A 24,638-nucleotide genomic window follows, 5' to 3' on the forward strand; every position below is an offset into this window, starting at 1 on the left:
TTTTTGGGGGTATTTCCAGCCTGATAGCTAATCCAAAAATCCTCCTTAAATTTTGCAGTATGGCTCAGCTTAAACTTCGTTACTTTCAGTGTATATGGATTTTTTATTAATTCTTTCATTTCTTTTGGGGTGTATTCTCGCATATCATTCTCCTTTAGATGTGTTTATTATATATCAACATCTATCAGAGATAAAGAACCCCTTCTTTACACTGTCCACTTTTAAGGTTTTATGCCTTCTTTTTAGTGTCCATTTTTAGGGAACCCTTCTTCTTAATGTGTCCACATCTATGGGTACATTATACGATGATTCCCGTTTCAATTCCCTTTTCCAGTCCTTTTTCGATTCCTTCTTCCACGCCATCCTGATACAAATCTTCTAATGCTTTACACATATTCACGGTTCCTCCCTCTTTCGCATTCACCGTTTTCAGATGCTGCCCTGATCCCAGCATCGCACGAACGGCATTATAAGTATCCTGATTAACCTGTGCAAAAAATGTCCTGTTATTCTGCACATAGTTTTTCATGCCCTCTTTATTTTTTCTATATTTTAACATGCCGAAAATGATCTGTAAATCAGTTTGAAAACACTCGAGATTTTCCAGCTTCTTAGGATCTATCAAATTTATCCTGTAATTCGGCACATACTTCTTCAGCATCCGGTAATCTATCCGATCCAGCCCCAGAAGCCCATGCAGATCCAGATTTCCGTCCCATTCGTCTTCGCCATAATAAAAAACAATATTAAGGACAGGTGATAATAAGTCCATCTTCTTCATACCGGAAAGGAATTCGGCCCATCCTTTCATATCTTTTTTACCCCGGTGATTTTTCCGCAGGGCATTGACCTGATCCACATAACTCAAGGCATCGTACAGCATCTCCCGCACAGGCATGGCATAATGAATCTCATCCTGATTCTCACACGCCAGCACTACAATCCTGGTGCCGTCATCCGCTTTCATCATAATGTCGCGGTATCTCTGAACCGCAATCTCTTTCCCATCGGTTTTCCTAAGAACCAGCCCCTGTTCTCCATCTTCCACCGACATATTTTCCGCCGTAAAGACCTGTCTTCCCTGATAAAGAGAACCGTTTATTAAATCAGCAAAACGGTCCTTATCAGAAAGCCAGTGTTTCATATACACATTATTTTTCCCCATATTCAATTTTCTCCTTGTCAGATTTTATAAAGTGAAAACAATTGTGCCCATCGACAAGCATCACTCTTCCAATACGTATCACCTACCTGCATTTTTACATAGTTTTTTTCGGTTTAGCCATACTCCAACCCTAAGAACATAAACTCAGAGCCTTCCCTGTATGCTGTAATCTTTTCCAAACATTGAATAATCCGGCGAATCTGCCAAAAAGAACGAGATCGATGATCCCATATATCATTGAATATAAAGAATGTTTGAAATGCCCCCACACGACTCTTCCGGGGTACATTCACCTTACCATATTCGTGATCCCCTTACAAATAAAATATCTATAAATTAAAAAAGACTAACTGAGATCCCCCAAATACACGCTCCCTATATTAACAATATGATTTAGCTCACGAGCTTTAGCCTCGTGAGCGTATGGCAGGCAAAAATAACAAAATGGCATTGCAGTCTGGCAACAATAACACCTATAAAATTCATACAAGTAAGATACCATCCCCGCAAAGCCAGCCCCATCCGCCTCCTCCGCCCGGCGTCCCCATACCCGCCATTCCCAAAACAACTCATACCCATATCCTGTTTCGAGCAAAATACTACATTCATTGTACAAGAAACTACATTCTGCTTTTACAGTTAATGATTATAATAGAACATGTTTAGAAAAAGACAGGAGGTATAGATATGACGAAAAAAATGACAGAAGGCAGCCCGGCGAAACTGATTGTGATGTTTACGATTCCTTTGCTGATTGGAAATATCTTTCAGCAATTATATAGCATGGTAGATACTTTGATTGTGGGCAGAACCCTGGGTGTGGATGCACTGGCAGCGGTGGGGTGTACCGGAAGCATCAACTTTCTGATCCTGGGGTTTGCAATGGGAGTAAGCACGGGTCTGGCGATTATTACGGCACAGCGGTTCGGGGCAAAAGATGAGGAGGGGGTCAGAAGAAGTGTAGCGGCGGGGGCGTGGATCAGCCTTGGAGTGACAGTTGTGCTTACAGCGGTTTCCGTACCTCTGGCCAGACAGATTCTGGAATTGATGAATACGCCGATGGAAATAATAGACGGTGCATATGACTATATTATTGTAATATTCTGGGGAATTATAGCTTGCATGCTATTTAATTTTCTGTCCAATATTATCCGGGCTCTAGGGGACAGCAGGACGCCACTTTTATTCCTGGTTATCGCGTGTATCCTGAACATAGTACTGGATTTCGGACTGATACTCGGAGCGGGAATGGGGGTAGCTGGTGCGGCCTGGGCGACCATTATCTCTCAGATGGTGTCTGGACTTCTCTGTCTGTGGTATATCAAAAAGAAGCTGCCGATTCTGCACCTGTCGAAGGACGACTGGAAGGTATCCGGATGGGATATGAAACAGCACTTTAAGATATCAATGCCGATGGGATTCCAGATGTCAATTATTGCCATCGGGGCGGTGGTACTGCAGTTTGTACTAAACGGGCTCGGCTCTGCTGCAGTGGCAGCATTTTCAGCTGCGCAGAGGATTGACCAGATTGCCGGACAGCCCATGAATTCTTTTGGCACCACCATGGCTACTTACGCGGCCCAGAATTACGGAGCCGGGGAAATTGGCAGGATAAAAAAAGGGGTGCTGCAGTGCTGCCTGATCTCTGTCGGTTTCAGTATTGCTGTAGGGCTTGTAAATGTCTTTGCAGGTTATCAGATGGCCGGGTTCTTTGTGGGAGACGGAGAACGGGCGGTGCAGTCTATGGCGCAGACCTACCTGCAGATTAATGGGGCAATGTATTTTGTGCTGGCGTTGCTGTACATCTTCAGGTTTACACTTCAGGGTCTGGGAAAAGGATTTATGCCGACGGTAGCCGGTGTTATGGAATTGATTATGAGAACATTTGCAGCCGTCTTTTTGACTGCGGCTGTCGGCTTTGCCGGAGCATGCTGGGCAAGTCCGCTGGCATGGGTTGGCGCGTGCATACCTCTGGCTGTAGCATATTTCCTGACTATGCGGCGGCTGTCGGCTGGATTGAATAAGAGGGAAAACGGCAGGATGAGTCAGGAGGCTGAATCAGAGGCAGCGTAAAAAATATCAAATGGAAAAAATAAAAAACCCCCGGGACAGCGTGAACTGCTCCGGGGATTTTTATGGAGAAAATCTCATACCCCAGGGCACACCGTAACTCATGCCCTGCGGGCGGATCTGCAGCAAGCTGCAGAATAATGTATACAAAAGAAAACTGCAAAATTAGTTTGAAAGAACCTGCCTGGGGGAATTTTCCGGCAGACAGATCTACTGAATCGGGCAGAAGAAAGTGTGAACCGGCCTCAGTGATCAGGGGTACAGCCTCTTCTCAAAGTTGCCGCATACCGAGCATCCCTCTGTAAATATCATAAATGCATTGGGATCGATGCTCCGTACAATTCGTTTTAACTGATTGACCTCATATTTTGAAATTACCACAAACAGAATATAGGAGGTCTGGTTAGTATAGGCGCCGGCACCGTCCCAGTTGGTAACTCCGCGTCCGGTTTGGTCGATAATGGCGCGGGAGATGCCCAGTTTTTTCGTAAATATCATGACGCTCATATTGATGTTCTGAATATGTACTCTATCGCAGGCTATGGAATATACAACCCCGTAAATCAGAGAATAAATCACGATTTCAATGTTAAACAGCATGAGGCAGATGCCATACACAAAGCAGTTAATGATAATGGAAACCTTGCCTACACTGAATCCGGGAAACTTTTTGGAAAAGTAGATTCCAAGGATATCCTGCCCGCCGCCCGAACTTCCTCCGCGGAGAATCATGCCCGAACCGGTCCCCGCGATAATGCCGCCGATGACACAGGCAGTCAGGTAATCGTCAATGATCGGTCTGGATGGAATGGGGATAAAGGTGAGCGCCGCTGTCTGTATAATAATTGTTATAATGGAGCGCACAAAAAAAGCCTTGCCCATCTTACTCCACGCCATATATATCAGGGGCAGATTGATCAGAAAATAAATAATACCGGCAATATCTGTCTGTCCGAGAGAAAAGGGTAGTACTTTTATGACAAAAGTCCGGATCAGCTGGGAAATTCCCATAAAGCCGCCATTATACAGTGAAAGCGGTATGATAAATACATTCAGTCCAAATGCAAACAAGATAGAGCCCGCAGTTGCATTGCCCATGCCGAACAGTCGCTGTTTCTGCTGCTCGCTTAAAGAATTAAAAAATGCCATTTTATTTTCCCCCACTAAAGCGATAAAGTTGCTAATGTGTATATATTCTAGCACTTTGATTTCGGCAATACAAGACAAGATATGACAAAAACTTATAATAGTTCATTATGAGCGTATAAATAAACATTATAAAGAGATTTCCTTATAAAAGGCAGGAAAGTAATGGTTTAATATAGAAAAAAATCGTGCTATAATTATCTTTATTTACAGAAAGTTTATGGGGTGTTTTTATGATAAAATGGTCTCTCGCGGGAGAATTCTGGGCTTTTATAGTCATTGTTATTCTTATGCTGTATTTTCATGAAAAACGGCCGGTAATCAATACCAAAGACAAGCTGTATCGGAGTTGTCTCTGGATGTCCATGCATTGTATCGGCTTAAATGTTCTGTGTGTGATACTGATCCGGCAATCGGATAAGGTGCCGCGCTGGCTGAACGTACTTATGAACAGTATTTATTTCATGATGATCGTGGTGGTTTGCTCTATGGTGTCGGCGTTTGTATTTATCATGATGCTGGAGCATGTTTATGAGAAGTACTGTCTGAGACGTGTATTTACAGGATTGATTGCCGTAAATGTACTGTATCTGGCAGCTGTGCTGTGGAATATAAAGTCCGGCATCATATTTTATTTTGACAGTGCAGGTATCTACCATAGGGGGACGTGGAACGGTCTTGGATATGCAGCGGTGGCAGCGGAAATATGCATGATATACATATGTTTTCTGAAAAACCGTCCAAGTGTCAGTAAATCGATGGTGAGAGTGATCTGTACGATCCCTCCGGTTACCATTCTATTATGTGTTTTTCAAGTGCTTTTTCCCGAGATTATATTAAATGAAACGGCTATGGCAGTTGCCAATCTAATCCTGTTTATTGCTTTTCAGAACAGGGCATTGAGACGCGATTATCTGACGATGGTGGGAAACCGGGAGAGTTTTTATGAACACCTTACGCTGCGGCTGGCCGGGGAGCAGGAGTTTCAGCTGATTCTGCTGTCTCTGCGTCAGTATGACATCGTCAATCAGAATTACGGGCATCAGAAAGGGGATGAGATTCTCTATGCGGTTGCAACAGAGCTGGGCCGGCTGATCCCGGGGGGAGAAGTGTTCCGTTTTGGAAATGTAGATTTTGCAATGCTCATTCCTTTGCAATCACAGGAACAGGCCGCAATTAATTTCCGCACAGTGAAAGAGCGCTGTGATGAGACCTGGAGTGTGGGGAATATTCACACTCATGTGCGCACGGCGTTTATGTATCTGGAATACCAGGGAGGGGAATGTACCCCTTCACAGATGATGGAATATCTGGACTACGGGCTGCGAAAAGCGAAGGAAAAGCCGGGAGTCAGTATACATTTTACAGAAGAGTTACTGAAAGAATACAAAGAGGAAAAGCGGATTCTGGAAATTATGCAGCGGTCCGTAGAACAGAAGCGGTTTAGAGTCTGGTATCAGCCAGTGTACCATCTGGGAGTGGGCGTGCGGTCGGCCGAGGCGCTGCTGAGGCTGAATGACTATGAAGGCAATCCCCTTCCGCCATCCAGATTTATTCCTATTGCAGAGGAGTCGGGGCTGATTGACGAACTGAGCTGGATCGTTCTGGAGGAGGTGTGCTCATTTCTGGAACAGAATGAAACCGATAAAATAGAGAGCATATCTGTGAACCTTTCCATGCAGCAGTTTGCTGATATAAAAATATCCGGGAGAATCCAGGAGTGTCTTAACCGGCACCATTTGAGTCCGGACAGAATTAAAATAGAAGTAACAGAGAGGGTGCTGCTTCAGGATATGGAGTACATGAAACATGTAATGAAGGAAATGAATCATGCAGGCATCAGATTCTATCTGGATGATTTTGGTACAGGCTACTCCAACCTTGCCAGCGTTCTGGAATTTCCGTTTGAATGTGTGAAGCTGGATAAAAGCCTTCTGAAAGGATTCCCGGAAAATCCGGATTCTGAGAAGATGGTCCGGATGCTGACAGAACTTTTTCACAGCTTTGGAAACAGTGTCGTTGTGGAAGGTGTGGAGGATGCATCCCAGGCGGAACAGCTCCATAGAATAGGAGTGGACCGGATTCAGGGCTACTATTACAGCCGTCCTCTGCCGCAGGAGGTTTTTGCAGAAGAGTTTATGTGAAAAAACGGCGATACTGTGCACATCAGCATGTGTGTATGGTAACGTTACAGTTTAATTTATACTGGAAATAATTGATAAAGATTGAACTGTTCCGGTACAATGGAGTATAATATAGTTAACAATGAGGCGGCGTTTCAATGTCAGAGATGAGGAGTTGATTATATGACAGATCACACGATTATAACCATTGGCAGACAGTTTGGAAGCGGCGGGCATGAGATTGGGAACCGTCTTGCTGAGCGGCTGGATATCCCGCTTTATGACCACAATCTGATCCGGATGGCGGCCAAAGAGCTGAAGGTGAGCGATGAGGAGGCATCCCGGGTAGACGAGACCATACTGGGAAGATTTTTATCCGCTTATGTAGTCGGTACCGGGGATTACACAGCGTTTATGGGACAGGAAGTATACGGGGTGCCTTTAAGCGACCGGATGTATGAGACGCAGACGGAGATCATTAAGAAGCTGGCGTCCCGGAGCTCCTGTATTTTCGTGGGCAGGTGCGCGGACTATGTGCTTGGAGATTATACGAACTGTATCAACATTTTTATACATGCCTTTAAGGATGACAGAATCCGGAGAATTATGAATATTTATAAGCTGACTGAGAGACAGGCGTGGGATAAGATCAAGAAAGTAGATAAGGAGCGCAGGCTTTATTATGAAATGCACACCGGACGTGAATGGGGCAGCAGTGAATCACACGAGATGCTGTTCAATGCCAGTCTGCTGGGTGTAGACGGGGTTGTGGATGCGATGGAAGCAATTTATAAAACCTGGGAAGGCAGAAAGTGATGAAGAAACATGGAAAGAAATTGATTCCCTCGGCGAATTTGAGTTAAGATATATGCAGAGCAGGAGATTCTGTCTGATATGGCAGAGTCTCCTTTGTATATGAGGCCGGATTTATGGATGGGGATACCGAAACAGACCGAATAGAATAAGGGGATGGATTTATGAACAGAGGATATTGGAAGAAAAGGTTACTGGCCGCATTTCTGCCGGTTTTTCTGGTGGTTTTTGGATGGATGGCAGGAGTTCAGCAGACCAGTGCAGCAAAAACAGCGGGAGGCAGTGACCGGCTGGAAGTCCATTTTATGGATGTGGGGCAGGGAGATGCTACACTGATCATGACGGATGGGCACGCTATGCTGATAGATGCGGGGAATAACAATAAGGGTACAGCAGTCCAGAGCTATCTGCAGAAGCAGGGAATTAAAAAGTTGGATTATGTTATAGGAACACATCCGGATGCCGACCATATCGGCGGCCTGGATGTAATCATATATAAATTTGACTGTCAAAAAGTGCTGCTTCCGGATTACCGGAAGAATACGAAGACCTTTGAAGAAGTGGAAGATACCATGAACACAAAAAACTATAAAGCAGTTTACCCCTCCGTGGGGGACACCTATCAGCTGGGGGATGCTGTGTTTACCGTGACAGCTCCGGCTGATAAAAAGTTTGACAGCGCCAATGATTATTCCATTTCGGTCCGGCTGCAGTATGGAAACAATACGTTTTTATTTGTCGGGGATGCCGAGGAGGATTCCGAGAAAGAAATGTTGAAAAGTAACCAGGAAATCGGTGCAGATGTGTATAAGGTAAGCCACCATGGAAGCAAAACGGGGACATCAGAGGAATTTCTGGAGAAGGTGGATCCACAATACGCCGTTATCAGCTGCGGGGAGGACAATTCTTACGGCCATCCTCATGCAGAGGTTTTGAATCTGCTGCGCCGCGAAGGGATTAAGGTATTCCGGACGGATGCACAGGGGACCATTGTGGCTGTATCCGACGGAAAGAAGATTACCTGGAACATGTCACCGGATGAAAGCTGGAAGGCGGGAGAGCCTAAAGGTACCCGCGGAGATGGGGACAGCAGCGATTCTGACAATGTACAGAAGAAATCTGAAAAAAACGCAGCGGGGACAAAGAACTCCGAAGGATATATTTTAAATACGAATACAATGAAAATCCACCGGCCATCCTGCAGCAGTGTAAAAAAGATGGCGGACAAGAATAAGGCAGAAACGGATAAGGCAATCCAGGAGCTGGAAAAGGAGGGGTACAGTCCTTGTAAAAACTGTCTGGGGACACTGTAAATTTTTCTTGACAGCTTGATAGTTGTGTGTTATATTACAAGTAGAACAAACGATCCTTAACAATAATTTTATTGCAGGACAGCATGTTTTCCCCGGAAGCAATTTCGGGGATGTTTTTTGATTAGCCTGGAGCTTTTATATCAGATAAATGTAAAATGGATTAAAAGAGAAAGCTACAGAAAAAAGCCAGCAGGAAAGACCAGGAGGTGATGACATTGGCTGCAAAAAGAGATTATTATGAGATTCTGGGAATTGACAAAGGTGCAGACGAGAACACGATAAAAAAGGCGTACCGCAAGCTCGCCAAAAAGTACCATCCAGATACAAATTCCGGCAATATCCAGGCGGAACAGAGCTTTAAGGAGGTAACAGAAGCATATACAGTATTAAGCGATCAGGAAAAACGTAAATTATATGACGAGTTCGGCCATACGGCTTTCGAAGGTGGTTTTGATGCGGACGCAGCAAAAGCGTACAGCCGTCAGAACAGTGGGCAGAGAGCGTATCACTTTGAAAACGGCAATATGGATGATATATTCGGCGGCATTTTCGGCGATATGTTCAGCAGAGGAGGTTCAGGCGGATTCGAATATCAGAATTTCACCGGCAATGGATTCGGCGGAGGCAGCTATGGCGGCAGAAAGACATTTCGCAGAAAAGGAGCAGACCTGCATGCGGAAGTTTCGGTCAGCTTTGACGAGGCGGTATTTGGATGTGATAAGATCATCAATCTGCAGAATCAGAATGCCGCAGATACATCCGTGCAGTCCCTTCAGGTTCACATACCCGCCGGTATTGAAACCGGAAAGAGCATCAGACTGCGCGGTAAAGGTGCGCCGGGATCCGGCGGCGGCCAGCCCGGAGATCTGTTTCTGAAGATAAAAGCCGGCAGTAAAGCCGGATTCGAAAGAAAGGGAATGGATATTTATACAACCGTTTCCATCCCATTTACAACCGCTGTATTCGGCGGGGAAGTCACGGTAGAGACACTTTACGGGAACGTCCTGTGCAAGATCAGGGAAGGAACACAGTCGGGGACAAAGATACGTCTCAGGGGCAAAGGAGTCGTTTCCATGAAAAATCCGGAGGTGCACGGAGACCAGTATGTAAGCGTACAGATACAAGTGCCGCAAAACTTAAGCAGCGAAGCAAAAGAGAAATTGCGGGAGTTTGAGACTGTGGAGCGTGGGGGGAGGAGGTACGCCTGATTGAAGCCTGGATCCCCGATGAAGACAGGAGGCGGGAGGCTGGCGGGAAAGTATCTTCAGTTTCCGGGGGCGGACGCTTTGTGAAGAAACACTAACAGCAAAACAGGAGAATCTTATGGCTGCAGGCGGATTCACTGAGAAAGCCTGATGCTTTCTCAGCTCAGCCGCCTCAAATCTTGATTTTGAGAATCAAGATTTGGCCATAAGATTCTCCTGTTTTGCTGTAAGTGTTTCTAATCACACGCTTGAAGCCCCCGGAAACTGAAGATACTTTCCCGCCAGCCTCCCGCCTCCTGTCTTCATCGGGGATCCGGGCTTCAATCAGGCTATGTGCATCCAGGCGGGTGGAGGTCAAATCCCGGGAGGAATTTCGGACGGGATAGGCGGATGCGACTGGCTGCGCGGGCGACATTGCGGTGTAACAGTCCACGCAACCCCCCTGCAGTGCTTCCGTACAGTGTTCCCCCTTTCAGTTATCCCCTTTTCAGAGTTTCTCGTTTCTGCGAAAAGGTGTTGTAACCTCTGGTTTGTTAGTGGTATCATATAGAAAATGTCGAATTATGTTGTTTGCTGTGTTTTGTACAGGGCAGTATATTTTTTTTATTACGGGAAAGAGTAAAAAGTTTGAAAGAACATGGTACTACTAAGGAGGAGAAGGTTATGAAGAAAGTAATCAGTGTTGTGTTGTGCCTGGGGCTGACTATGGGGATGATGGCCGGATGCGGTGCGAAGGAAGAGAATGAAGGGAGCCGGCAGATTACTTTTATGATACCGGACTGGGGAGTGCCCAATGATGAACTGCTGGCGGAGTTTACAGAAGAAACCGGGATTGATGTGGTGATTAATGAGGTGAGCTGGGATGATATCAGGGATAAGATTGCAATCGCTGCTTCCGGCGGTTCTTCGGCTGCGGACGTGGTGGAAGTGGACTGGTCCTGGGTGGGCGAGTTCTATGCTGCGGACTGGCTGGAGGAGATCGAGCTGCCTGAGGAAGAAAAAGCAGATATGCCTACACTGGATACATTTACAGTAGAGGGTAAAACGCTGGCTGTTCCCTATGCCAATGATTACCGGCTCTCCTACTATAATACAGTGCAATATAAGGAAGCAGGAATTCAGTCGCCTCCAAAGACCTGGGATGAGGTTTATGAAAATGCAAAAATACTGAAAGAAGCAAAGGTGGTGGATTATCCTTTTGCAATCCCTTTGAATGCGGAGGAAGCTGCCACTACATCACTGATCTGGCTGGCTTATACAATGAACGGCGTTGTGTTTAATGGGGATGGAACGCTGAATCGGGACTCCGTGCTGGCGGCGCTGAACTATGAGGAGAAGATGCTGCAGGAGGAACTGATTGACCCTTCCGATAAAACGTCATCCGGCATGGATGCATATCGGAGGCTTCTGTCAGGGGATGCCGGTTTTATGACGGGGCCGACATCGTTTGTAGCCAGAAGCAGCAACAGCGAAGAATGTAGTGTTGTGGGGCAGATAGAGTCGATTCTGGTGCCGGGGAAGATCGGGAATTCTGAGCATACCATGGCGCTTCCTGAGGCGATTGGCATTACAAAGTTTTCTAAAAATAAGGAAGATGCAGAGACATTTGTGAAGTGGTATACTTCTCCAAAGATGCAGAAAGAATTATATAAGACAAACAGCGCGATCCCTACTCACAATACCGTATTGGAGGAGCTGATAAGCGATGGTACGATTACTGATTCCGGTGCTATGCTGGAGGAGGCTAAGCGGATTTCTTCTCCGTTCCCGAATGGTGTGCCTTCTTATTATTCGGAGATGAGCAATGCTATTTACAATGCGGTGAATAAGATGGCCCTCGGGGAACTGACTTCTGAGGAGGCCTTTGCAGAGATGGACGGTAAGATAACGGAACTGGCAGGAAAATAATGATGAAAAAAGCATTACCATATCTATTACTGGCGCCCATGATGATTATCATGGGTGTCTTGGTATTTTATCCGGTGATTGAAACATTTTCATATAGTCTGAAAAAATGGAAGCTGACCGCGCCCGGTGACATTTCATTTGTGGGTCTGGGCAATTATGTCAGTGTATTAAAGTTGCCTTCCTTCTGGTACAGCCTGCAGAATACGCTGTTTCTCCTTGCGGTGGTTGTTTTGTTTACTACAATCATCAGTATAGCGGTGGCGCTTTTTCTGAATGTAGAATCCCGGGTATCCGGATTGATGCTGGCTGCAGCAGTCCTGCCGTGGGCGCTTCCGCCCTATGTCAATGGGGTACTGTGGAAGTTTATCATGAGCTCGGGGTATGGATTCCTTAACAAACTGCTGATCACGCTGCACGTAACGGATCAGCCTGTGGAGTGGCTTTCTTCTCGATGGCTCCTGCTTTTGGCAGTTGCGCTTGTGGTAACATGGCGGAGCATTCCTTTTATGGCACTGGTGTGTCTGGCAGGAAGAAAAGCGCTGCCGGGAAGCCTGTATGAGGCGGCGAGAATCGATGGGGGCAGCAGTTTTCAGATTTTCCGGAAAATTACGGTTCCGCTGATGCTGCCGTTTGTAGGAATCGGGATCACCAGCACATCGGTAACGGCAGTGAACGTATTTGACGAAATCGTGGCACTGTCCGGCATGGGGGACCTGGGTAAGAATATTGTTGTCGAGAGCTACCTGACGACATTTTCCTTCCTTGATTTCGGAAAAGGAAGCGCTATTACTTATCTGGTCATGCTGCTTGCGGGCATTCTTGGTATCTTCTATTTACGCAGTCTGAACAGGGAGGTGATGTACGGATGAAAATAAAAAAAGGATACTGGATCTTTATGATTCTGTTTCTAATCTGTACAGTCGGACCTTTTGTCTGGGGATTTTTGATTTCTGTGACTCCTGAGTATGGGATGTTTGGAAAATCATCCAGCCTTTTGCCAGAGCAGATTACCTGGAATAACTATAAGATACTGCTGGGCGGGGGGCGGCAGGGACAGTTGTTTTTTACAGGGATGTTGAATTCTCTGAAGGCCGTGGCGCTGACGCTTCTGCTGGGAATGCCGGCTGCGCTTCTGTCTGCCTATGCTTTGGCAAGGATGGAGTTTCAAGGGAGAAAGCTGATCAAAAATATGCTGCTGATCACGATGGTGATACCTGTCATGGCAACGATTATACCGATTTATAGAATATATGCAGATTATCAACTGCTGGACAATATTTTCTGGCTGAGTGTTATATATGTGAGCGCACTGCTTCCTGTGACAACATGGCTTATATCTAATTATTTTGCCACGATTCCGAAAGAACTGGAGGAGGCGGCGCTGGTGGATGGCTGCGGAAGAATGCGGGCGTTTTTGCGGATTATCCTTCCGGCTTCCGGACCGGTGGTTGTATCAGCGGCTTTGATTCTGTTTTTGAATACCTGGAGCCAGTTCCAGATTCCTCTGATTCTGGCATCGTCCCTGGCGACAAAGCCTGTCGCGGTTGTCACTTCGGAGTTTATGACAAAGGATGCTGTTCAGTATGGAATTACAGCGGCGGCGGGGATCTGTGCAGTGGTGCCTCCGGCGGTGCTGGCACTGGGGCTTCGACGGTTCCTCATATCGGGAATGATGGGCGGGGCGGTTAAGGAGTAGAGGGGACGCGAAATGAAGGAACAGCCGTAAGCCCTTCGTGGGTACCGGACAAGGAAGGAATTGCGTATCAGGCGGCGCACCATGAGCTGCTGGGCAGCGGCAGAGGAAAAGACACAGGAAACGGGAAGCGTCGGCCTGCCTAATGGTATGCAGTGGTACGTTAACGGCTGCGCTGGATAAAGCGGATGCTGACTGGTTCTTTTTTATATTTCAGAACATGTTTCAGAATCACGATAGATGAAATCAGCAGTGTACCAAAACGAAGAGACGGGCTGCAGAGATGCCGTATACTGGTGATGCTGAAACAGAGGTACGTTATAATGCTGCGCAGGAGATGAGGGTGTATCACTATCACCAGGGTAAATAACAGATAAAAAAACGCCAGCAGCAGTACGGGATACAGGTTGGGCAAAAGACCCAGCAGACATCCGAAGGAAACGGCGATCGCCTTGCCCCCTTTAGATACCTGCAGGAACGGAAAAGCGTGGCCGATAACGGGAGCGGCCAGTATAAAACCAAAGAGCGGGTTGCGGATGTCCAGTATATGTGCAGCAGCAAAAACAGGAACAAAACCTTTTGCCAGTTCCAGCAAAAGGACAAGGGAACCCACTTTTTTCCCGGCCAGCTTAAAAGCGTTAAAAGCACCGGGGTTCCCGTCACTGCCGGCTGTCCTGACATCAACTCTGCAGAGAAATCCCGGGATCAGCAGGGCATACAGTACGCTGCCGGAAAGATATCCGAGCAGTATGAAAAGATAATACATTACACTTCACCTCCGGACTTTCTGCAGATACGGCGCAGGAGTTTATAGGTTCGAAATGCTGCGTCACCTGGAATCACTGAGGCCTGTGAGGCACGCATGGCCTCCCTGCGTCGGGGATCCCGAAGCAGGCTCTGACCAGCGGCAATCTGACCATAGAATTTATCTGAGGTTACGGAAAGTCCGCGGGCCAGGAAAAATTCACGATTCCTTGTTTCGCAGCCGGGAATGGGCGTTGTATGGACGAGTGGAACTCCCTTTACAGCCGCCTCTGTGGTGGTCAGCCCGCCGGGCTTTGTAAAGAGTACATCGCTTGCATCCATATAGGCGGCTATATGCTCAGTATAACCTACAATTCTGACATTGGAAGCTCTGCCAAACTCTCTTTTCAGGATGCAGTATAATTTTTTGTTTGTGCCGCAGATGACGATGATATATTCATCCGGCTGAATCCGCCTGAGCAGCTCCGCCACGAACAGCTGGATCTTTCCAAAACCCATGCTGCCGCTTATGATGAGATACACATGTGCATCGTCCGGTATATTGCAGATCTGCCTTGCCGCTTTTGGCACCCTTGGATTTGAAAATGCCTGGCGGACCGGTATTCCGTAAGGCTTCAGCCTGCGTTCGGGCAGCCCTCTGGCAGTAAATTCCTCCTTCAGCTCTTTGTGGGGAATTACATAGTAATCGCAATCCGTTTCTTCCCAGAACGGAATGCAGGTATAGTCGGTCTCAACGGCCACTACTTTATGAGCCAGCATTTTCTTATGCTTCATGTAGGTAAGTGTCTCCGCCGGAAACAGATGCGGTGTGGCTATGACATCATAATCGTGTTCCTCCAGATACCGCTTCAAAGGTTTTGCAAGCAGGGCGTTTGCATAATATACGGGGGACTTGCGGTGTGAAGAACTGACAAGACCTCCAAGTTTATATAAAAACTGAAAAAAGCGGGGGGCATGTTTAACAATCGTTACATACCCGCCGCCTACGAGACGGGACACACGTTTGCCGGCAAGCTGCATGATGTCAAGCATATCCGCTTCGTCTCCGTGAAGGCGGATACACTCCTGAAGTGCTTTCCCCGCATAATTATGTCCTTCTCCTGTGTTACATGATAAAATCAATACCTTCATAAATACTCTCTCTGAATCTGATGATTAGTCTCCTTTACAGGATATCCAATTTCTCCCTATTATTCCTATTTTATTAAAAATCCGGCAATAAATGTGACGACAGGAATCGTCACCATAGATAAAACAGTGGTAAATGCGAAAATTTCTGAGGCATATGTATAGTTTTTATTATAACGAATAGCCATCATTGTCATCGTGGTTGCTGTAGGACATGACGCCGCGATTAATGTCGTATATGCAATGTCGTGGTCAATCCGAAACAGGAATAAGAATACAGTTACTGCCAGAGGCACCACCATCAGTTTCAGAAAGCTGACCCAGTAGATGTGCAGGTTGCTGAATATTTTTTTCAGGTCGGCCTGTGCGACAGAAAAACCGGCAACCATCATGGCCAGAGGCGTATTCATATCTGCAATATAATTCATAGAATCAAGAACGGTTGCAGGAATCCGCAACTGTGTAAAAAACAGAATCATGGCGGCACACGTAGCAATGATCATAGGAGAGAGAAGCCCCTCCTTCAGCTGGCGGAAAGAAATCTTATTCTCCAGCAGGCTGAGGCCGTGAGTCCATGTAAACAGATTGAACATGGTCATATATGCTGTGAGATAAAAAACCCCTTCGTTTCCCAGCACACTGTAGATCAGCGGAATTCCGATAAATCCGCAGTTGGAATAGATCGAGCCGAAACGATCGAGATAATAATTTGGATTGTTTTTTTCGGGAATCAAAAAACGTGCGATTATAATTGCGATGACATGGGCTGCGAAAGCGGCTGCAAATGCAATCAGAAGCCCTTTGACAAGCCTGGCATCATAGTCTGTCTGATAGACCGTAATAATCAGGCAGGGATTCACAATCATGAGAAGCAGATTGGATACGGATCTGTTTCCTTCCTGGTTTACGATTTTCCGTCTGTAGCAGACAAAAGCTAAAACCATAATAATGAGCATTTTCAGCAATTGATTAAAAATTAATAGAAACATAGCAGATTCTTTTCCCTCTCATACAGAAATTCCAGCTCCGGCAGCCAATACCAAGTTTTAGCGAAGCAGACAGATCACCGGCATGCTTAATGGTCAGTTAACAACTCAATTAGTATACTTTATAATTGTTTAAAAATCAATCCTGTAAAAGTGGGGTGAATTTTGAGAATTGTACATTATGCACAAAAACAGAATGCGGTTTTTGACTATAGTGTGGAAAAAAACGTTGAATGTTGACTTAATTATAAAGAAATGATAAACTAATTATGAAATGAGAATCTGATTCACATATATGAATCAATGGAACGGAGTATATTTTGAACTGTGTCATTTTAATGAAAAGAAAGGAAGGTACTTATTATGGCATTAATGGGAAGAAAGATTTCAGCAATCCGTGCTTATGTAGTTGAGGGAGGCGGCGCTGATTACCACGATCAGAGCGACGATCACTGGATCGTAAAACAAATTGCAACTCCTATGAGCATTTATCCAGAGTATAAAGCGACAAGATCCAGCTTTGGAATCAATGCGCTGAAGACACTTGTGGTGGAAGTTGAGGCGGATAATGGTGTGACTGGATTCGGTATTACGACGGGCGGATATCCGGCAGCATGGCTGGTTATGAATCATCTGGACCGTTTTGTAGTGGGCAAGGATGCCAATGAGATAGAGATCATCTGGGATCAGATGTATCGCGCATCACTTTACTATGGACGTAAGGGCGTGGTTATGAATGCAATATCAGCGGTTGACCTGGCGCTCTGGGATCTGCTTGGAAAGCTGAGAGAAGAGCCCGTTTACGCAATGCTGGGAGGAAAAGTACGCGAGGAACTTACATTTTACGCTACAGGCCCAAGGCCGGATCTTGCAAAGGATATGGGATTTGTCGGAGGCAAGATTCCGCTTGTTTACGGACAGGACGATGGAATGGAAGGCCTGAGGAAGAGCATCGAACTGGCAGCCGACATGCGTGAAAAGTGCGGGGATGACTTCCTGCTGATGTGGGACTGCTGGATGGCACTTGATCTGTACTATGCAAAACGTCTGATGCAGGCTTCCGCGGATTTGAAGTTTAACTGGATAGAAGAATGCTTCAACCCGGATGACTACTGGGCATACCGTGACCTGAAGAAAGCGGCAGGCAACCAGATCATGGTAACGGGCGGTGAACATGAAGCGTCCAAATTCGGATTCCGTATGCTGATTGAGGACTGCGACCTGGATGTAATTCAGCCGGATGTTGGCTGGTGCGGCGGTATGACAGAGCTGATCAAGATCGGCAACATGGCTGAGGCACACGGCAAGCTGGTAATTCCTCACGGAAGCGGTACATATAGTTATCATTATGTTACAACTAAGACGAATTCACCGATTACAGAGTGTCTGATGATGGCGCCTCAGGCTGACAAGGTAGTACCTCAGTACTATCCGCTGCTGAAGGATGAGCCGATGCCTGTGAATGGTAAGCTGAAAGTAGGCGATAAGCCGGGATTCGGTGTGGAATTGAATAAGGATAAGACACTCATTGAAGTGAAGAAAGGCACAAGACTGTAAAAGCTGCCGTTTATGTAGGAGGGAAATATGTCAACAGCATTCTTAATTATAAGTTTAGTTATCTCAATCGCAGTTGTTGTATTGTTTATCATCAAGGCCAAGATGAATCCGGCGATCGCCCTGATCCTGGGCTCTCTGCTTCTTGGCGTTCTGACAAAAGTACCGCTGGTGGATATCACGGCCGCGGACGGCGCGGTAACAACCGGCCTGGTAAATGTTATTAACAATGGTTTCGGCAGCATGCTGGGAAGTATCGGATTCCCGATCGGCCTTGGCATTATCCTTGGCCAGTTTGTGAGTGATACCGGCGGTGCGAGCGTGATCGCAGATAAACTGGTATCTGTATTTCCAAACAAATGGGCGATGTACGCGGTAGGATTTGCCGGATTTGTACTTTCCATCCCTGTATTTTTTGATGTAACATTCGTCATTCTGATCCCGATCGGTGTGGCATTGATGAAAAAGCTGAACAAGGGAATCGGCTATATTGTAGGTGCGATCTCCATCGGAGCAGGCGTTGCACATACCCTGGTTCCTCCGACACCGAACCCGCTTGTTGCACCGGAGTATTTTGGATTTGACCTTGGCATCATGATCGCAGCCGGACTGCTGTTCGGTATTCCTATGGTTCTGATTGCTATCAAGATTCACGGATTCTTAATGAACAGAGGACTCTGGAATGCAGACAAAGATGAGAACGGAAACGGCCTGAATGTAGATGAGCTGGTTCTGCCGGATAAGCTGCCGGGATTCTTTGTGTCACTGCTCCCGATCCTGCTTCCGATTATCTTTATTCTTTTGAATACAGTAGCGGGCGCTATGATGGATTCTGTTCCGACCTGGATTGATTTCCTGGGACAGAAAACAACATCCATGCTTCTTGGTACACTGGCAGGTATGATAATTGCAATTAAATATCTGGGACTGGAAAAGACAGAAAAAGTGGCTACAACAGCGCTGAAATCTGCGGGACTTGTTTTCCTGATTACCGGTGCGGGCGGTTCATTCTCTGCTGTAATCACTGCATCAGGTGTGAGTGAAGCGATTAAAAATATGGTATCCAATATTTCCAACAATATCGTAGTGATCCTGCTGATTGGCTGGATACTGGGACTGCTGTTCAGACAGATTACAGGTTCCGGTACAGTAGCTTCACTGACTACGTTTGCAATTATGCAGAGCGTGGCAGCGACTGTAGCAATTCACCCGGTATTTATCGCACTGGCATGCCTGGACGGTGCTCTGTTTGGTGCGACAGTCAATGACTCAGGATTCTGGATTGTATCCAATATGACAGGATTCAATTTTACCGGCGGATTGAAAACATATACTTTGGGGCAGGCGATCGCTTCGGTTGTAGGTATTATACTGATTATTATAGTAGGTTTGATTTCATGCCTGTTTATCTAGTGCAAAATATATCAGGTATGATATGAATATTCGGTAAGACTGATCTGCCGGGCCGCGTCAGATAAGACCGCGGCAGAATGCAGAAGTGTACAGGCCCCTCAGGAGTGAGGGGCTTGCGCACTTTGTATTGGAGATTTGTATTTAAATAGGAAGAGATGGCATCGGCAGCAAGCTCTGCACAGCTCTTCCAAGTTGACAAGAAAAGTTGAGCGTGGTAAGGTAATTTTATGTTGAAAATGGGGGGAGTCGCCCTTTGAAAATGAAAGGAGCAGGTGTATTATATGGCGGTTAAATCGGCGGAAAGAGTTTTGAAAATCTTCGAACTTTTAGAAGGAAGCTCCGATGGGCTGACGAATAAGGATATCAGCACTTGTCTGAATTATGCTCCAAGCAGTACGATAGCCCTTCTGCAGACGATGGCGGAGAACGGCTACCTGGCGGTGGATGAACAGAAGCGGTATTCACTGGGAGGGAAGCTGGTAAGTCTTGGCGCAGTTGCGGCATCCAGATTTGATATCGGCAGGATGGCAACACCTTATTTAAAGCGTCTCATGCAGACGCTGGGTGAAACATGTTTCCTGGGAGTCCTCTCGCAGGGAGAGATTGTGTATATAGCGAAGGAAAACTGTGAGCGGACCATTAATACAAATGCACAGATTGGTTCCAGAAAGCCGGTCTACTGTACTGGTCTGGGAAAAGCATTTCTCTCGTTTCTTCCGCCGGAGGAAAGCCGGGATATCATGACTGGGCTGGAATTCACTGCATTTACGGAAAATACAGTAAAGAATGTGGAAGAACTGAGAAAGCAGCTGCAGGAATTCCGTCTCCAGGGATATGCGACAGATGACCAGGAGATCGAAGAGGGCTTATGGTGCCTGGCAGTTCCGGTGTACGACGGTTACCATAGAATGATAGCTGCGATCAGTGTATCAGGCCCAAAAGAGCGCATGATGGACAAGAAGGAATTAATCATAGAGGAGATGCTGAAAGCAGGAAAGAGCTTATCCAGAGAGCTTGGGTATCAAAAGGAGGAATAATAGAATGAAGAAACTGTGTGGCGTGAATCCACCTGTCATCACGATATTTGATGAGAAGTGTAAGATTGACATTGAGGCGAGCAAGAGACAGGCGGATTTCCTGATCTCTAAGGGCGTGGACGGACTGGCTTATCTGGGAACATCCGGAGAATTCAGTATCATGACGGTAGAAGAGAAAAAGAATTTTATTAAGGCGATGATAGATCACGTCAACGGGCGTGTGAATGTGATTGTAGGTGTCGGTGATACCTGCCTGGAGAATACGATGGAGCTTTTGAAGTATGTGGAGGCCGCCGGCGCTGACGGTGTACTTCTGATTAATCCATATTTCAGTGTATACAGCTCTGATATGGTGGAGGCATATTTCGGATATGTGGCTTCTCACACTTCTCTTCCTATTATAATATACAATTTTCCGGATCTGACCGGATACTGCTTCAATGCGGATGTGGTGGCCAAGCTTGTGAAGGACAATCCGAATATTGTGGGAATCAAAGATACGATCAATGATTTTAACCATGTGCTTTCCATGCAGAAGGTGAAGGAAGTGAATCCTGATTTTTCTGTTTTCTCTGCATATGAGAACCAGGCGATGGGACTTCTCGTCTGCGGTGTGGATGGTTTTATCAATGCAACCGCCAATTTTGCTCCTGAGTTTACGGTTAACACGTACCAGAGTGCAAAGAGGGGTGATTATAATGAAGCGGCCCTCTGGTTTAATAAGATGGTAAATGCTATGGATATCTATGGTTACAGCACACCGCTGTTTTTGGCATGTAAACAGGCGATGTATTACCGGGTACTGAATCAGGATGGCCATGAGAGGCTGCCGGCTCTTTCCCTGGATGCAGAGGCTAAGGCCAATGTATATAACAAGATGAGACAGCTGAAACTGCTGTAGGCAAAGGCAGATAGCGATGCGGCCGCCGAAGGCACTTATTTATAGATTGGAGAGGTAGCAAAAAATGATAATGGATAAACTGGAACATTTCCGCTATTATCAGCGGTGTGTGCCTGAATTGTGGGATGCAGTACGTTTCGTGGAACGTGTGGAAAAGGAGCGCCTTCCGGCGGGCAGATACCCGGTTGGAAAAGGGTTCGCATTTGTTCAGGAGGGGCAGACCAGGAGTTTTGAAGAGGCGGATTTTGAAACCCATGACAAGTATCTGGACGTGCAGATTCTTCTGGAAGGCTCTGAGATGTGGGAATATGCTGACAAAGCGGATCTGACAGTGAAGACAGCCTATGATCCCGAAGCAGATATTGAATGGTTAACCGGGCAGGGGGAGAGAATTCAGATGAAGCCGGGGATGTTTTATCTGGTTTATCCAACGGACGGACATAAGCCCTGCTGTCATGAGAGTGTACCTTCCTCCTACCGGAAAGTGGTTGTGAAGATCAGGATTGACAAGCTGCTGCACGGAGTAAATACAGGCAGAAGCGGAGTGCAGCACAGGCGAATGTCCTGGTAAAGGAGATACGAAGATGGATTTAAAGATTGATGATATAGTAAAACAGGTTCTCTCTGAAGTCGGGACACACAAAGAGAACAGAACAGCATTTACCCTGGAGCGGATGCCGGTATTCACGGGCAATGAGACGGGAAAGAGTGCCGTGCTGGTGTCTCCTGAAAGTTATGAACTGAAAGAATATAAGCTTCCGGAAATCGGAGCGAAAGAGATTCTGGTTGAAGTGGAAGGCTGTTGTGTGTCACCTTCCGATACCATAGAATTTATGAAAGAAAAAAGAGTCGGACAGGCTTCCCTTCTGGGACAGCAGGGAACCGGCCGGATTGTGAAACTGGGCAGCCCTTCCCTGCAGGATGCGGCGGGCGTTCCCCTGAAGATTGGTGACCGAGTGACGTCAGTAAAAAGGGCCGGCGGGGCAGCATCCGCCTACGGCGGAAACCGCAGCAATACCGGAGCAGGCCCCACAGGCTGGTTTTCCAACTATGTAGTGCTCCGTGCAGACAATCAGATTTATCAGGTGAATGATCTGGATCTGGAATCCCGTCTGCTTACGGAGACAGTGATTGCAGTGAACAGTGCAGTACAGAGGACCGCCAAGCTGGGACACCTGGATTCTTCAAAACGTGTCATCGTACTTGGCTGCGGTCTGAAAGGCCTGACAGCCATAGCCATACTAAACTGTATGGGCATCTACAACATCATAGCAATTGACGGAGAAGAAGGTTCCCTCAAACAGGCCAGAGAGTTCGGTGCCAGAGAAACCATAGACTACCGTGACAAAAAAGGCATCCAGGCCGTGATGGAAAAGATAAAGAAATACTTCGGCGGAAGCCTCGCAGATGCCGTATTCCAATGCACAGCATCGCCCCTTGGACGCAGCACAGCAAAACGCTTTGCAAAAAACAGCGGCAGCATATGCGAACTGGAATACGTTCTCGGCAAGCCCAAAACAGCCGTAAGACACTACGAAGACTCCATGCCGTCAGGAGGCAGATACTACACCTCCCGCGACTACCAGGAATGCTTCGAACTTCTGAAAAAAGCTGCCCAAAAAGAAATCCCCCTCTACCGCCTCATCACCCACCGCTACCGCCTCGAAGAAATCAACGAGGCCCACTGGTCAGCCATAAGAGGCGAGGGTTTAGCAATAGCTGTATTCAACAGATAAGGTCTTTTCTATACAGCTCCTCTTTCAGAAACATGACGCCAATTCGTTCCGATCCACCGCTCCCGCCTCCCGACAGGATGCACCAAGCCCGGGGGACCGGGACGTATGGGATTTTCAGGGGCGTCAAGAAAGATGTGCTAGATTTACTTAAAGTCCAAAAAGGCCGATTGCAGGCTAAAAATATGATCTCCGAATCATATTTTTACTTTGACCTGACATGCGAAATCATCAGATTTCGGATGGCATGTCAAAGCTGCCTGCAATCGGACTTTTTGGACTTGTAGTAAATCTCACGTCTTTTGCCCGCCCCAGAAAATCCCCTACGTCCCGGTCCCCCGGGCGGCCCCTCTTACTCCATAAAGGAAGCCACAATCGTGCTTACGAGTTTTCCATCAGCCTTTCCTTTTACTTTAGGCATGAGTTCTTTCATGATCCTGCCCTTATCCTTTGCCGTTGGAGCTTCGATTCCAAGATCAGCAAGCACGCCCTTCACGATTTCCCGGATCTCTTCTTCGCCCATCATCTGCGGAGCATATTCCTCCAGAACAGCCAGACGTTTTTGGCACTCCTCAATAATATCAGTGCGGTCTTCAGGAGTCATTTCCAATGTTTCCTTCGTCTGTTTGATCTCCTTCAGGATAACCTGACTTTCTTCCTCTTCCGTTAAATCAGCGCGTTTGTCGATTGCCTTGTTTTTCAGGGAAGATAAAAGAAAAGAGAGGGCCGCCTTTCTTTCCTTGTCTCCGGCCTTCATAGCAGCCATCATAGCACTTCTTACTTCATCAATTTTACTCATGTTAAAATACCTCCGTTTTTCAATTGTCAGAATTGTGTGGGATTTGCGTGGGGGTCTGACCCCTTTGCCAAAGGGGTCAGACCCCTCTGTTGATTCCGGACTGCAGTTCATCTGCCCATGTCTGCAGATTATAAGTATGCCCGTCAAATAATTTTAAAATCACGCCGGTTGGGTTGTCCTCGTTAGCGAAGGCATTGGCTTCGTCTGTATCCACATGCATGGAAAGCGAGAATTTGGGGCTGACCCGGACGACCACATCGGAAAAGATGAGGGAACGCTCATAGCTTGTGGTTATGACGAACACAATATCATTGTCATGGACATGCGCCCTCAGGGCGTCGATGGGGGTCATGTGGATGTGCCGCTTGGCTACGATCACCCCTTCCTTCAGATCCACTTTTCCGCGGGGGCCAACCAGGGTACAGCCAGGCGTGCCGGCAATATCCCCGGACTGGCGGATGACACTCGGTATGCCCAGCCGGCGGGTATCTGTAACGGATATCTCTACCTGGGTTGCGGGGCGGAACGGGCCGAGTACGATCACCTTTTCGAAACGTCCTTTTGGACCGATCACTGTCAGCCTTTCTTTACATGCATACTGTCCGGGCTGGCTGAGTTCCTTAGTATAGTTCAGACGGGCGCCGGGACCGAATAGTTGTTCAAAGTCTTCCTGGGAGACATGGATATGCCTGGCGGAAGTTTCTATTGGAATTTTCAGGCTCATATGTTCTTCTCCATCCTGCGTGTGTTTTATATTTCGTACATATTAAATATTAGCAGAATAAAGTGAGGTTTTCAATATCTTCCTGCCGGATTTACCGTAAGGCTTATGGATATTAAGAAAGTGCTAAGAAACAGGCCGGTCAGATTGACCATGTGTTTTTGG

The 24,638-nt window shown here is 46.7% G+C and carries 22 protein-coding genes; 14 read left to right on the forward strand and 8 right to left on the reverse strand.

Annotated features, from left to right (window positions below):
- Both HMPREF0240_RS25285 and HMPREF0240_RS05140 read right to left on the reverse strand, forming a co-directional pair.
- Positions 1 to 143 (reverse strand): HTH domain-containing protein (locus HMPREF0240_RS25285; protein WP_347462560.1); only part of this gene is annotated, 143 nt, incomplete at its 3' end.
- A 155-nt stretch (positions 144 to 298) separates the two neighbouring features.
- Entirely contained in the window at positions 299 to 1,165 is an 867-nt protein-coding gene (locus tag HMPREF0240_RS05140) for an Rpn family recombination-promoting nuclease/putative transposase (protein ID WP_050794479.1), read from the reverse strand.
- Between the two features lie 687 nt (positions 1,166 to 1,852).
- Between HMPREF0240_RS05140 and HMPREF0240_RS05145 the strand changes: the two genes are divergently transcribed.
- Positions 1,853 to 3,238, forward strand: a complete 1,386-nt coding sequence (locus HMPREF0240_RS05145) for an MATE family efflux transporter (protein ID WP_009002383.1) — start codon at positions 1,853 to 1,855, stop codon at positions 3,236 to 3,238.
- Positions 3,239 to 3,487: 249 nt separating this feature from the next.
- On the opposite strand, the gene HMPREF0240_RS05150 is transcribed toward HMPREF0240_RS05145, so the two are convergent.
- On the reverse strand, positions 3,488 to 4,384 hold the full coding sequence (locus tag HMPREF0240_RS05150; protein WP_009002384.1) for a YitT family protein: 897 nt from the start codon (positions 4,382 to 4,384) through the stop codon (positions 3,488 to 3,490).
- Between the two features lie 230 nt (positions 4,385 to 4,614).
- Here HMPREF0240_RS05150 and HMPREF0240_RS05155 point away from each other — a divergent pair, with 230 nt between their 5' ends.
- The 7 genes from HMPREF0240_RS05155 (at position 4,615) to HMPREF0240_RS05190 (ending at position 13,439) form a co-directional block, all read left to right on the forward strand.
- A complete protein-coding gene (locus HMPREF0240_RS05155; RefSeq protein WP_009002385.1) occupies positions 4,615 to 6,525 on the forward strand; it encodes an EAL domain-containing protein in 1,911 nt (636 codons plus the stop codon).
- Between the two features lie 162 nt (positions 6,526 to 6,687).
- Positions 6,688 to 7,320 carry a cytidylate kinase-like family protein gene (locus HMPREF0240_RS05160; protein ID WP_009002386.1) on the forward strand — a complete coding sequence of 211 codons (633 nt, stop codon included), beginning with the start codon at positions 6,688 to 6,690 and terminating at the stop codon, positions 7,318 to 7,320.
- A gap of 161 nt (positions 7,321 to 7,481) precedes the next feature.
- Positions 7,482 to 8,630: a ComEC/Rec2 family competence protein gene (locus HMPREF0240_RS05165; protein ID WP_009002387.1), complete on the forward strand. Its 1,149-nt coding sequence runs from the start codon at positions 7,482 to 7,484 to the stop codon at positions 8,628 to 8,630.
- A gap of 215 nt (positions 8,631 to 8,845) precedes the next feature.
- Positions 8,846 to 9,838, forward strand: coding sequence for a J domain-containing protein (locus HMPREF0240_RS05170; RefSeq protein WP_035312407.1), 993 nt, complete (start codon positions 8,846 to 8,848; stop codon positions 9,836 to 9,838).
- A gap of 660 nt (positions 9,839 to 10,498) precedes the next feature.
- Complete coding sequence (locus tag HMPREF0240_RS05180; protein ID WP_035312409.1) at positions 10,499 to 11,743, forward strand: extracellular solute-binding protein; 1,245 nt, start codon at positions 10,499 to 10,501, stop codon at positions 11,741 to 11,743.
- A gap of 2 nt (positions 11,744 to 11,745) precedes the next feature.
- A complete protein-coding gene (locus tag HMPREF0240_RS05185; protein ID WP_242833293.1) occupies positions 11,746 to 12,612 on the forward strand; it encodes a sugar ABC transporter permease in 867 nt (288 codons plus the stop codon).
- Positions 12,609 to 13,439 (forward strand): carbohydrate ABC transporter permease, encoded by an 831-nt coding sequence (locus tag HMPREF0240_RS05190; protein ID WP_009002391.1) that lies wholly within the window; start codon positions 12,609 to 12,611, stop codon positions 13,437 to 13,439. The genes HMPREF0240_RS05185 and HMPREF0240_RS05190 overlap by 4 nt, the downstream gene beginning before the upstream one ends.
- Positions 13,440 to 13,599: 160 nt before the next feature.
- Here HMPREF0240_RS05190 and HMPREF0240_RS05195 read toward each other — a convergent pair whose 3' ends face one another.
- The 3 genes from HMPREF0240_RS05195 to HMPREF0240_RS05205 form a co-directional block, all read right to left on the reverse strand.
- Positions 13,600 to 14,202, reverse strand: a complete 603-nt coding sequence (locus tag HMPREF0240_RS05195; RefSeq protein ID WP_009002392.1) for a glycerol-3-phosphate acyltransferase — start codon at positions 14,200 to 14,202, stop codon at positions 13,600 to 13,602.
- Complete coding sequence (locus HMPREF0240_RS05200) at positions 14,202 to 15,332, reverse strand: glycosyltransferase (RefSeq protein ID WP_009002393.1); 1,131 nt, start codon at positions 15,330 to 15,332, stop codon at positions 14,202 to 14,204. Before HMPREF0240_RS05200 ends, HMPREF0240_RS05195 begins: the two co-directional genes overlap by 1 nt.
- Before the next feature lie 65 nt (positions 15,333 to 15,397).
- A complete protein-coding gene (locus tag HMPREF0240_RS05205) occupies positions 15,398 to 16,318 on the reverse strand; it encodes an AEC family transporter (protein WP_009002394.1) in 921 nt (306 codons plus the stop codon).
- 360 nt (positions 16,319 to 16,678) lie between these two features.
- Here HMPREF0240_RS05205 and rhmD point away from each other — a divergent pair, with 360 nt between their 5' ends.
- From rhmD to HMPREF0240_RS05235, 6 genes are all read left to right on the forward strand, one after another.
- On the forward strand, positions 16,679 to 17,872 hold the full coding sequence (gene rhmD, locus HMPREF0240_RS05210) for an L-rhamnonate dehydratase (RefSeq protein WP_009002395.1): 1,194 nt from the start codon (positions 16,679 to 16,681) through the stop codon (positions 17,870 to 17,872).
- Between the two features lie 27 nt (positions 17,873 to 17,899).
- The gene (locus HMPREF0240_RS05215; protein ID WP_009002396.1) at positions 17,900 to 19,282 is read left to right on the forward strand and encodes a GntP family permease; all 1,383 of its coding nucleotides are present in this window, start codon (positions 17,900 to 17,902) and stop codon (positions 19,280 to 19,282) included.
- 281 nt (positions 19,283 to 19,563) lie between these two features.
- Positions 19,564 to 20,319 carry an IclR family transcriptional regulator gene (locus HMPREF0240_RS05220; RefSeq protein ID WP_035312411.1) on the forward strand — a complete coding sequence of 252 codons (756 nt, stop codon included), beginning with the start codon at positions 19,564 to 19,566 and terminating at the stop codon, positions 20,317 to 20,319.
- Positions 20,320 to 20,323: 4 nt separating this feature from the next.
- Positions 20,324 to 21,220, forward strand: coding sequence for a dihydrodipicolinate synthase family protein (locus HMPREF0240_RS05225; RefSeq protein WP_009002398.1), 897 nt, complete (start codon positions 20,324 to 20,326; stop codon positions 21,218 to 21,220).
- Between the two features lie 64 nt (positions 21,221 to 21,284).
- Positions 21,285 to 21,791, forward strand: coding sequence for a YhcH/YjgK/YiaL family protein (locus HMPREF0240_RS05230; RefSeq protein WP_009002399.1), 507 nt, complete (start codon positions 21,285 to 21,287; stop codon positions 21,789 to 21,791).
- 13 nt (positions 21,792 to 21,804) lie between these two features.
- Positions 21,805 to 22,956 carry a zinc-binding dehydrogenase gene (locus HMPREF0240_RS05235; protein WP_009002400.1) on the forward strand — a complete coding sequence of 384 codons (1,152 nt, stop codon included), beginning with the start codon at positions 21,805 to 21,807 and terminating at the stop codon, positions 22,954 to 22,956.
- A 349-nt stretch (positions 22,957 to 23,305) separates the two neighbouring features.
- Here the strand turns inward: HMPREF0240_RS05235 and HMPREF0240_RS05240 are convergent, their stop codons facing one another.
- The gene (locus tag HMPREF0240_RS05240) at positions 23,306 to 23,752 is read right to left on the reverse strand and encodes a GatB/YqeY domain-containing protein (protein ID WP_009002401.1); all 447 of its coding nucleotides are present in this window, start codon (positions 23,750 to 23,752) and stop codon (positions 23,306 to 23,308) included.
- A gap of 76 nt (positions 23,753 to 23,828) precedes the next feature.
- Entirely contained in the window at positions 23,829 to 24,476 is a 648-nt protein-coding gene (locus HMPREF0240_RS05245) for a phosphate propanoyltransferase (RefSeq protein WP_009002402.1), read from the reverse strand.
- Positions 24,477 to 24,638: the final 162 nt, after the last annotated feature.

It is taken from the genome of Clostridium sp. D5, from assembly GCF_000190355.1.
GTDB lineage: Bacteria > Bacillota > Clostridia > Lachnospirales > Lachnospiraceae > Faecalicatena > Faecalicatena fissicatena_A.

Coding starts and splice junctions, on each gene's coding strand:
- HMPREF0240_RS05140 (WP_050794479.1), bottom strand. CDS start 1,165: ATGGGGAAAAATAATGTGTATATGAAACACTGGCTTTCTGATAAGGAC.
- HMPREF0240_RS05145 (WP_009002383.1), top strand. CDS start 1,853: ATGACGAAAAAAATGACAGAAGGCAGCCCGGCGAAACTGATTGTGATG.
- HMPREF0240_RS05150 (WP_009002384.1), bottom strand. CDS start 4,384: ATGGCATTTTTTAATTCTTTAAGCGAGCAGCAGAAACAGCGACTGTTC.
- HMPREF0240_RS05155 (WP_009002385.1), top strand. CDS start 4,615: ATGATAAAATGGTCTCTCGCGGGAGAATTCTGGGCTTTTATAGTCATT.
- HMPREF0240_RS05160 (WP_009002386.1), top strand. CDS start 6,688: ATGACAGATCACACGATTATAACCATTGGCAGACAGTTTGGAAGCGGC.
- HMPREF0240_RS05165 (WP_009002387.1), top strand. CDS start 7,482: ATGAACAGAGGATATTGGAAGAAAAGGTTACTGGCCGCATTTCTGCCG.
- HMPREF0240_RS05180 (WP_035312409.1), top strand. CDS start 10,499: ATGAAGAAAGTAATCAGTGTTGTGTTGTGCCTGGGGCTGACTATGGGG.
- HMPREF0240_RS05185 (WP_242833293.1), top strand. CDS start 11,746: ATGAAAAAAGCATTACCATATCTATTACTGGCGCCCATGATGATTATC.
- HMPREF0240_RS05190 (WP_009002391.1), top strand. CDS start 12,609: ATGAAAATAAAAAAAGGATACTGGATCTTTATGATTCTGTTTCTAATC.
- HMPREF0240_RS05195 (WP_009002392.1), bottom strand. CDS start 14,202: ATGTATTATCTTTTCATACTGCTCGGATATCTTTCCGGCAGCGTACTG.
- HMPREF0240_RS05200 (WP_009002393.1), bottom strand. CDS start 15,332: ATGAAGGTATTGATTTTATCATGTAACACAGGAGAAGGACATAATTAT.
- HMPREF0240_RS05205 (WP_009002394.1), bottom strand. CDS start 16,318: ATGTTTCTATTAATTTTTAATCAATTGCTGAAAATGCTCATTATTATG.
- rhmD (WP_009002395.1), top strand. CDS start 16,679: ATGGCATTAATGGGAAGAAAGATTTCAGCAATCCGTGCTTATGTAGTT.
- HMPREF0240_RS05215 (WP_009002396.1), top strand. CDS start 17,900: ATGTCAACAGCATTCTTAATTATAAGTTTAGTTATCTCAATCGCAGTT.
- HMPREF0240_RS05220 (WP_035312411.1), top strand. CDS start 19,564: ATGGCGGTTAAATCGGCGGAAAGAGTTTTGAAAATCTTCGAACTTTTA.
- HMPREF0240_RS05225 (WP_009002398.1), top strand. CDS start 20,324: ATGAAGAAACTGTGTGGCGTGAATCCACCTGTCATCACGATATTTGAT.
- HMPREF0240_RS05230 (WP_009002399.1), top strand. CDS start 21,285: ATGATAATGGATAAACTGGAACATTTCCGCTATTATCAGCGGTGTGTG.
- HMPREF0240_RS05235 (WP_009002400.1), top strand. CDS start 21,805: ATGGATTTAAAGATTGATGATATAGTAAAACAGGTTCTCTCTGAAGTC.
- HMPREF0240_RS05240 (WP_009002401.1), bottom strand. CDS start 23,752: ATGAGTAAAATTGATGAAGTAAGAAGTGCTATGATGGCTGCTATGAAG.
- HMPREF0240_RS05245 (WP_009002402.1), bottom strand. CDS start 24,476: ATGAGCCTGAAAATTCCAATAGAAACTTCCGCCAGGCATATCCATGTC.